Origin of the sequence: Phaeobacter sp. CAU 1743, assembly GCF_039839315.1 — a bacterium.
Taxonomy (GTDB): Bacteria; Pseudomonadota; Alphaproteobacteria; order Rhodobacterales; family Rhodobacteraceae; genus Phycobacter; species Phycobacter gallaeciensis_A.
In genome coordinates this window covers 1-8,780 of record NZ_JBDOQR010000108.1, presented here as the reverse complement: position 1 = coordinate 8,780, position 8,780 = coordinate 1, and the positions used below count along the sequence as shown (strand labels likewise).

Genomic DNA, 8,780 nt, shown 5'->3' with positions numbered 1-8,780 from the left:
GCTGCCCGCCGACCACCCGCTGCGCGGCCTCGACCGGGTGATCCTCACCCCGCATATCCTGGGCCACACCATTGATCTCTACACGGTCATGCCCGACGTCCTCGTCGAAAACGCAACACGCATCATGCGCGCAGAAACACCAAAATACACCAGAAACCCCGATGTCGAAAAAAAATGGAGAGAAAAAATCGACCGCCTCGAGCCTTAACAAGCCGTCTTGTTTGATGCTCAAACTGGCTTGGGTTCAGATGACAGCGCCCAGAGCTTTCGAAAGTAGAGAGGCCTTGCCCAGGAGTGCACGACTGATTTCACTGTCCTCATCTGTCGAAATCATACCCGTGATCCCGACAATCGTGAGGGCGGCTACGACGGTATTGGTGCGGTCAAATATCGGGGCGCTTACCGATGCGATTGCGGGGACGACCATACCAGTGGCTGCCGCAAGGCCTTTGTCGCGAACATCTTGCAGAATCCGGTCGACATCGGCACGCGAATAGATCCCTTGCTGATTCAGCTCATCGCTGTGGTTCGCTAGATTCATATGGATTAGCGGATCTATGATCTCAGCAGGCAGGTAGGCGGCGAATACTCTGCCGTTTGATGATGTAAGAAGCGGCAGCACAGAGCCAACGTTTACTGTGATATTGACTGGCGCGTTGCTTGGAATCCAGCGCACAAGCGTCGCTCCAAAATTTCCCCAAACGGAAAGAGATGTGGTCTCGCCGGTTTCTTCGCCGAGCTCGACCATGAAGGAGTGAGCGAGCTCAACGACGTCAAGGCGTCGAATGGCGGCGAGGCCGAGATCCAAGGCGAGAGGGCCAAGGTCATAGAGTCCGGTCAATACGCTTTGTTTGATGAGGCCCGTTTCCACGAAGCTTGCGAGGTAACGGTGTGCTTTGGCTGGGGCCATGTCCGCGACTTTGGCAATCTCGGAAAGGGACATTGCATTGTTGCGTCGTATCAATGCTTCAAGGAGCCGAGTGCCAACGACTACGGATTGCACATGTTGGCGCGGATTACCTTTGCCTTCCATCCCAATTCCTTTGATTCCATCGCCAGATGTTATGACGCTCTTTGGAGGCCCCAAAGGCGTATGATTCCGGGTCGAGAGAGTTATATTTCGCACTCGCGCTTACTTTGGTCAACTCCCCAAACGCAGTTCAGTGCGGCGGCAGGTAAAGGCGTGTTGTTGCAAATACAATGCCTTGCAGGTGTCAGATCGAGCCATCCCTGCGTGAATCCCCCGTCGCAGATAACTGGCGGTTTTTGGTGTTGACGAATTACGCTTTGCATAAATATATTACGAATAAAGAAACGCGGCGCTTGGGAGGGCAATGTGGGCGACGGACACTTTCAGCTTGGCATCGACATCGGTGGAACTTTTACGGATCTGAGCCTTCTGGCTCTTGACGGCTCCGCATCTCATACCCACAAGGTCGCGAGTACGCCGTCTTCGCCATCGCAGGCGGTCGCGAATGGTATTCAGGAACTGATGTCTTCAGTCGGTAGTACCCCGCAAGAAATCTCCTATTTCGTGCACGGACAGACGATTGCGCTGAATGCAGTTCTGGAGCGCCGAGGGGCGCGGTGTGCATTAATCGTCAGTGAGGGGAATGGAGATATTCTGGAAATCGCGCGCCTGCGGAAGAAGGACATCTTTAATCTCAAGGCAGCGTTGCCGACTACTCTTGTAGAACGGAGAGATGTTTTTGAGATCCCGGTTCGTGGGGATGATGCAGAACCTGATGCCGGGATAGAGGCCTTGGATGAGGTGCTCGATAGTTTGTCTTCGGATGTAGAGAGTGTCGCAATTTGCTTGCTTGGCGCATACAAAAGCGATGCGGTTGAAAAAAAATTTGCGATGAGGGTTCGTGAAAGGCGCCCTGATCTTTACCTGTCTTGCTCGTCCGATCTCTGGTCTGAGATCCGTGAGTACGAACGCGCCAGCGTTTCGTCCCTCAACGCATATGTGCAGCCGATCATGAGCCGCTATGTGGACAATCTCGTCATCGACACGAAGGAAGTCGGCCTTCAAACGGCACTTCAGATTACACAATCTAACGGCGGGGTCTTGAGCGCCTCGAGCGCGAAGGCAAAGCCAGTGAACACCATGCTGTCAGGCCCAGCATCTGGCGTCGTGGGCGCCGCTTATGTTGCTGCGTTGAGCGGTGTCGGAGATGCGGTAACATTGGATATCGGCGGGACCAGCGCTGACTTTTCGATCATACGAGAAAAAGAGCCGGTCTACTCCACCGATGCAGAGATCGGCGACTTTCCCATCGTCATGCCAACAGTAGATGTATTTGCTGTGGGTGCCGGGGGCGGTTCCATCGCGTGGTTCGATCCGTTCGGTATCCTGAAACTAGGCCCACAGAGTGCTGGTGCAGAGCCAGGGCCCGCCTGTTATGGACGGGGCGGGACAGAAGCAACCGTAACGGATGCCTATCTGGTGGCCGGATATGTGGATCCAGAGAAATTCGCTGGCGGATCGCTGAGCTTGAAGCGAGAGAACGCGCTGGCTGCAGTTGAGCGTATTGCGCAACGATTGAATAGCACAGTTGAAGAGGCCGCCGAAGCAATCCTTCGCTTGGGAACGGCGACAATGACGAGTGCGATCTTGCCGATGATGACCAAGCGCGGGCTTGATCCGCGTGAATTCACGCTGATCGCATTTGGTGGTGCCGGACCAACCCATGCGTGCCTGTTGGCAGAAGAGGTCGGCATCGGACAGATTTTGGTGCCGCCATCCCCGGGGACGATGTGTGCTCTTGGTGCGACAATTGCGGACTATCAATATAATTACATCAGAAGCCTGCGGCGGCCTCTCGCCGAACTCGACACAGGCACGATCCAAAACGTTTATCAGGAGCTTGAACAAGAGGGGCGGGCAAGTCTTAGAGAGGAGAACCCCGTTATCGAGCGTGTGGAAATCGTCCGCTCTGCGAACATGCGGTATGGCGGTCAGGCGTTCGATGTGGATGTGACATTGCCGGCTGATATTGATGCAAGCGCATTGACGCCAGAGCATTTGGCAAGTTCTTTTCACGAGACCTATCAGAAACTCTATCACAACAGTGACTTGTCAGCTTCCGTGGAGCTGGTTTCACTGCGGGTCAAGGTGATCGGCCGTCGGCCAAAACCTGCGTTGCCGCCGGTCGCGGAGCGGCAATCGGGCGAGAAACTTGTCTCCACAGGCAATCGAACAATCTTTCATGGGGGGCAGGCGCACCGGGCTGACATATTCCAGCGAGGTGATGTTCGCGCAGGCGACATGATAACCGGCCCGGCGGTTATCGAACAATTCGATACGACAACCGTTGTGACAGCAGGCTTCACGGCACATTGCGATACCGCTGGAAACCTTCTTTTGACGCGCGCGAAGTAGAGGACATGAACATGACCGGAAAAATTTCGTCTTTGCGTACAGACTCAGCGCAACTAGATATTTTCGTACAGCGTTTCCGTTCGATCGCCGAGGAAATGGGATATTCGTTGCAGCGCACGGGGCATACCGCGTTCGTGAATGAAACGGCAGATCTCGGTGTGGCATTGGTGACCCCTGAGGGCGAGATATTCGGGTATCCGCATAGCATTGGGATCACCATGTTTGCCAACCTGAATTTCAAGAAAGTGATCGGATCGTTCGAGCGTTTCGAGCAAGGCGATATCCTGATCTGCAACGACCCGTACAGCAGTGGAGGCCTATCTTCGCACTTGCCCGACATAAGTCTGCTGTCTCCGATTTTTCACGATGGAGAGTTGGTTTGCTTTGCGTATTCCTACGTGCATTCGACAGATGTCGGCGGGCGGGTCGCTGGTAGCCTTTCGCCTTCAAGTTACGAAATATATCAGGAAGGGATCCGTATTCCGCCGTCCTATCTGTATCGGGCAGGTGCGCTCAACAAGGAACTGATAGACCTGATTTTGTGCAATTGCCGAGTGCCGCATGACAACTGGGGCGATTTGAAAGCCATGGTGACAGCATTGCGTGTCGCAGATCAGAGGGTCCAGGAGAGTGTCGATAAATATGGTCGGGACGGCTTCGTGGACGCGATGTATGACGTTTTGCAATACAGCGAAATGCGCGCTCGGGCAGTGATACGGGATATTCCCGATGGCACCTACCACTTTGCGGATTACCTTGACGATGATGTGGTGTCCGACATTCCAATCAAGTTCTGCGTGGCGTTGACTATTCAGGGCGATGAAATCGAGTTGGACTTCACAGGATCGGATTCTCAACTCAGAACAGCGTTCAATATCTATTCCGATGGGGCGGCCCATCCTTGGCTGGTCTATACAATTATGTTCGTGTTGCTGACCATTGACCGTGATATTCCCGTGAATGCCGGGCTTATGCGATCTGTCAGTGTGATTTCCCAGCCTGGATCGGTGGTGAATTGTACAGCGCCCGCAGCAGTTGGACTGCGTACGACCACCGGCGTGCGGGTACAGGATACCATTCGAGGCGCGCTGGCGCAGGCTTTTCCCGGTGCGATTCCGGCTGCAGGGGCGGGCTATATCGCGCCTATCGTGTTTACCGAGCCTGATCTGGTCAAAGGCGGGCTGAAGGTCAATGTGCTGGAGCCAATGGTTGGTGGTACCGGTGCGCACGAAGATGGTGATGGGCTAAACGCGCGCGATGTGGTCGATATTGCCAATTTGCGCAACAGCCCGATTGAGATCGTGGAAAATGTTTCTGGTGTTCGCATTTTGAAATATGCATTGCGGCCCGATTCGGGTGGCGCGGGCAAGTTCCGTGGCGGGCTTGGCATCATTTTCGAGTTTGAGGTGCTGGAGCACGATTGCCTGGTCACCGCGCGCGGACAGGAACGTCACCGCTTTCGGCCGTGGGGTTTGATGGGCGGCAAGTGTGGAGAACGTGCAGCCGTTTTCATCAAACGGGCCGGACGTTCAGAGTTTGAGCCGCTTGATAAAATCGATTCACTTCAGGTGGATTGCGGTGATGTCTTGCGCATTCTGACACCTGGCGGTGGCGGGTATGGCCACTCCCATGAGCGAGATCCCGAGCACGTGCTTCAAGATCTGTTGAATGGTTTGATCTCGAAACAGGCGGCGCGCGCACTCTATAGCGTTGTGATTGAGGATGGTGTGATTGACCAAGCCGCAACTGCACAGCTTCGTCACGACACGATGCCGTCCCGGCAGCCGGAGATGTTTTGTTTTGGTCCAGAGCGTGACGCTTACGAATCCGTCTGGACAGAAGAGGCGTGGGCGCGCCTGATCCAGAAAGTGTTTTCTTTGCCCGTCCCCTTGCGCGCTTCGATGCGCACAAGGCTTTGGACAGCGGCCAACGCATTGGGAGAAGAGCGTGGCGGTCCATTGTCGGCTGCGGATGTTGATCTTTGCTGGACGGAAACGGTTCCAGCGGGAATCGCGTATCATGTGGCGACACAAGGGGATGAAAGCCTTGCCCACCATGGTATTTCAAAGGCGTCGTGATGCAAGATTCAGCGACAAACCAGTTCAATCATTTGTTTCACCGCTCAAGGAGAATCAGCGAGCTTGCCGTCATGCTGGGAGGCATCTTGATGGCGCTGATGGTACTGCACGTGGTTGCGGATGTCACCTTGCGATATGTCGTGGGAGTGCCGTTGTCTGGAACTACCGAGATTGTTTCGCGTTACTATATGGTTGCTTTGATATTCCTTCCGCTCGCCTTTGTTCAGGCCACGGATCAGCATATCAGTGCCAGCTTGTTGAGTGACCTGCTGTCAGCGCGTGTAGGCATATTGCTGGATTTTCTAACGGCAATACTGATGGGAATCTATGGTGCTCTGTTAGCGTGGCGGACCGGAGTCGAGGCGTTGCGGGCGACCGAAATACACGAACAAATCCAGACATCTTCTTTTTTTCTGCCGACTTGGCCCGCCCGATGGATACCTGTGCTGGCCATGGGTTTGGTCGTCCTGGTTTCTGGTCTCGCGCTGATCACTCACTTTACGCGTTTCCTTCATTATGGACGCAATATCGAAGCCGCCCGGAAAAAAGAAACTCAAAGAGGCGTAAACTCATGAGTTCACTTGCAATCGGCTTTTGGGGTATGGGTGTCGCGCTCTTTATGATCGCGCTGCGTGTGCCGATTGGTCTTGCCTTGGGTCTGGTCGCTTTTGTCGGGATTGCGATTCTGACAAGTTGGCACGCGGCGTTCAGCATTCTCAGCCTTATACCGTACGAAACGGCTGCCAGTTGGGAGCTATCAGCAATCCCAATGTTCTTGCTGATGGGGGCGCTTGCTTTCCGTTCAGGGTTGACGACGGCACTTTTCGACGCGGCGCGGATCTGGTTAGGTTGGCTTCCTGGCGGCGTAGCGGTGGCGACGAATTTTGCTTGCGGGGCTTTCGCCGCAGCATCCGGGTCGAGTCTTGCAACAACCCTGACAATGGGTCGGATCGCCTTGCCCGAGATGAAAAAGGGCGGCTATGATATGGGTTTGGCGACCGGTGTTGTTGCCTCTGCCGGAACATTGGGGTCGCTCATCCCGCCAAGCGTCCTGATGATCCTAATTGGGGTCTTTGCTCAGACATCAATCATCAAACTTTTCGTTGCTGGGATCATTCCGGGGATTGTTTCGGCCCTTGCTTTTGCGTTGATGATTATCATCCGTGCCAAGCTGAATCCAAGCCTTGCGCCGCGTGATAAGGTGAGGGCTACTTGGTCCGACCGCTGGCGGGTCACCATAGGCATTTGGCCGCTTCCCATTCTGGTGCTTAGTGTGATTGGCGGTATCTACAGCGGCTTTGTAACCGCCACCGAGGCCGGAGCATTTGGCGCGGCGCTTACTTTCTTGATCGCTTGGACAAATAGGGCGTTGTCATGGAGGGTAATCAAGGACAGCTTCTGGGATGCACTGGTCGGCACGGCGACGTTGTTTTTCATCGTTCTGGGTGCGGTCCTGTTGACCCGCTTCCTAGCCTTCTCTGGCCTGCCCACATTTTTGGCCCAGTTCATGGCGGCTTCGGATATCTCGCCACTTGCGGTCATCCTGATATGTGGTGCGTGCTACCTGGTGCTTGGCATGTTCCTGGATCCGCTTGGCCTGTTGTTCCTTACGCTGCCGATCATGCTGCCTGTGTTTAACACGGTTGGTCTGGATTTGACCTTGATGGGCATTCTTATCGTTAAGTTCGTCGAAATTGGGCTGATGTCGCCCCCGGTTGGGTTGAACGTCTTTGCCGTGAAGTCGTTGGTCGGCCCCGATGTAACGCTTTCGACGATCTTCAAAGGTGTTCTGTGGTTCTTGGTTGTGGACTTGGTGGTGATCGGTCTTCTGATTGCCTTTCCCGGGATTGTTTTATCGCTGCCAGAACTCATGGGGCTTTAGAAAGGCCGGAATGTTCGGTCTGTTACAGGGAGGAAAAATAAATGTTAAATTCGTACAAAGCTTTGGGTGTTGCGACCCTGATAGGTTTGGCATCTGCGGCAAGCGCGGACCGGCTTACCTACAACTCGTTTATGCCGCCCTTGGCAATCGAAGCAGTCGAAGCGCAGGAGTTCTTTGATGGGCTTGCTGCGGTGGATGGCGTCGATCTGGATACGCAGGTTTTTGTCGGGGGGCAGATGCTCGGAGGGCAGGCGACACTAGGCGGTATCCGCGATGGTGTTGTGGACGGTGGTTTTATTGTTCCGACGTTGAACTCTAGCGAAATTCCACATGTAGCGATGTTGCCGGAACTGTTGCCGTTTGCGAATAATTTCTGGGCTGCTACCGGTGCAACCAACGAAACCATGATGCTTGATTGTGAAGAGTGTATCGCGGATCTGGATCGGATGAATTCCGTCTGGCTGGGTGGCCACGCTGCGTCACCCTGGTATCTGATGTGCGCTGACCCGATCGAGCAGTTCTCGGATTTGGCTGGCCGCAAGATCCGGGTAACCGGCGGTTTTGCCGTTCGTATGATCAATGCGATTGGTGCGGTTCCTGTCTCTCTTCCGGCAAGTGAGGTTGGCCCGGCTCTTCAGCAGGGGCAGGTTGAATGCGCTGTCGGCAATCTTGCATGGCTTCAGACGCTTGGTTTGATCGATTCCGTACACACAATCGTGGATCAACCCATTGGGAGCTATCATGGACTGGGTGAGTTTATTTTCAACAAACGGTCCCTAGAGAGGCTGCAACCTGAAAACCGCGAAGCCATGATTTCAGCGATTCCAGAACGTATCGCGCTGATCACCAAGAATTATGCTGACCAGGAAATTGCTGCTCGCAAGGCTGGTGAAGACAAAGGAATTGTCTTCTGGAAGCCGGATGCTGACTTTGTTGCTGCGATGGATAGTTTCCGCGCAAGTGAGAAGGACGCTGTTGCAAATGACATCATAAAACTTGGTGGTTCGGCGGACGCCGCCAGTATCGTTGCAAGACACATCGAAGCTTTGGAGCGGTGGAACCGTTTGGTTGAAGGCGTCGAAGGTGATGCTGATGCTTTTAAAGAGCTTTTGACAAACGAAGTCTTCTCGAAAGTCTCCGAGTAACAGTTTGGACCCGGTTTTCCGACTGTCAGCAGAGGTCCCTTCACCGATGTTGCCGCCTAAGGAGCCGGGTCCAATCAGATCAGGTTGAACTGTTCACGTAGCTCAGCACTAACCCGAAACCGGTACCACGATTGGATATTGCAATGACTTCGAAGGTTGGAAGCGCGGTCGTGTCTCGGAGTTGGTGGAAATTTGAAGGCGGCGTAATCTCCGGGTGAACATCCACCCACCCAACCGGCGGCAGCAACCGCCAGGGAGATCACGCCATGACCAAGAATACCTATACTTCC

Annotated in this window: 7 protein-coding genes and 1 pseudogene; 6 read left to right on the top strand and 2 right to left on the bottom strand. The window is 54.3% G+C overall.

Annotated elements, in window-relative coordinates; all coding sequences use genetic code 11:
- Window positions 1-208 (top strand): annotated as a pseudogene (locus tag AAFO90_RS23140) (dehydrogenase); the annotation flags it as partial.
- Window positions 209-244: 36 nt separating this feature from the next.
- Here AAFO90_RS23140 and AAFO90_RS23135 read toward each other — a convergent pair.
- Complete coding sequence (locus tag AAFO90_RS23135) at window positions 245-1,033, bottom strand: IclR family transcriptional regulator (RefSeq protein WP_347510944.1); 789 nt, start codon at window positions 1,031-1,033, stop codon at window positions 245-247.
- A 303-nt stretch (window positions 1,034-1,336) separates the two neighbouring features.
- Between AAFO90_RS23135 and AAFO90_RS23130 the strand changes: the two genes are divergently transcribed.
- Genes AAFO90_RS23130 through dctP form a run of 5 tightly spaced genes read left to right on the top strand, consistent with a single transcriptional unit; the run spans window position 1,337 to window position 8,490 of the window.
- Window positions 1,337-3,385, top strand: a complete 2,049-nt coding sequence (locus AAFO90_RS23130) for a hydantoinase/oxoprolinase family protein (protein WP_347510943.1) — start codon at window positions 1,337-1,339, stop codon at window positions 3,383-3,385.
- A gap of 11 nt (window positions 3,386-3,396) precedes the next feature.
- Window positions 3,397-5,463 (top strand): hydantoinase B/oxoprolinase family protein, encoded by a 2,067-nt coding sequence (locus AAFO90_RS23125; RefSeq protein WP_347510942.1) that lies wholly within the window; start codon window positions 3,397-3,399, stop codon window positions 5,461-5,463.
- Window positions 5,463-6,038 (top strand): TRAP transporter small permease, encoded by a 576-nt coding sequence (locus AAFO90_RS23120; RefSeq protein ID WP_347510941.1) that lies wholly within the window; start codon window positions 5,463-5,465, stop codon window positions 6,036-6,038. Before AAFO90_RS23125 ends, AAFO90_RS23120 begins: the two co-directional genes overlap by 1 nt.
- A complete protein-coding gene (locus AAFO90_RS23115) occupies window positions 6,035-7,345 on the top strand; it encodes a TRAP transporter large permease subunit (protein ID WP_347510940.1) in 1,311 nt (436 codons plus the stop codon). Before AAFO90_RS23120 ends, AAFO90_RS23115 begins: the two co-directional genes overlap by 4 nt.
- 41 nt (window positions 7,346-7,386) lie before the next feature.
- On the top strand, window positions 7,387-8,490 hold the full coding sequence (gene dctP / locus AAFO90_RS23110) for a TRAP transporter substrate-binding protein DctP (protein ID WP_347510939.1): 1,104 nt from the start codon (window positions 7,387-7,389) through the stop codon (window positions 8,488-8,490).
- 74 nt (window positions 8,491-8,564) lie between these two features.
- On the opposite strand, the gene AAFO90_RS23105 is transcribed toward dctP, so the two are convergent.
- On the bottom strand, window positions 8,565-8,780 hold a 216-nt coding region (locus AAFO90_RS23105; protein ID WP_347510938.1), incomplete at its 5' end, for a hypothetical protein.

Coding starts and splice junctions, on each gene's coding strand:
- AAFO90_RS23135 (WP_347510944.1), bottom strand. CDS start 1,033: ATGGAAGGCAAAGGTAATCCGCGCCAACATGTGCAATCCGTAGTCGTT.
- AAFO90_RS23125 (WP_347510942.1), top strand. CDS start 3,397: ATGACCGGAAAAATTTCGTCTTTGCGTACAGACTCAGCGCAACTAGAT.
- AAFO90_RS23120 (WP_347510941.1), top strand. CDS start 5,463: ATGCAAGATTCAGCGACAAACCAGTTCAATCATTTGTTTCACCGCTCA.
- AAFO90_RS23115 (WP_347510940.1), top strand. CDS start 6,035: ATGAGTTCACTTGCAATCGGCTTTTGGGGTATGGGTGTCGCGCTCTTT.
- dctP (WP_347510939.1), top strand. CDS start 7,387: ATGTTAAATTCGTACAAAGCTTTGGGTGTTGCGACCCTGATAGGTTTG.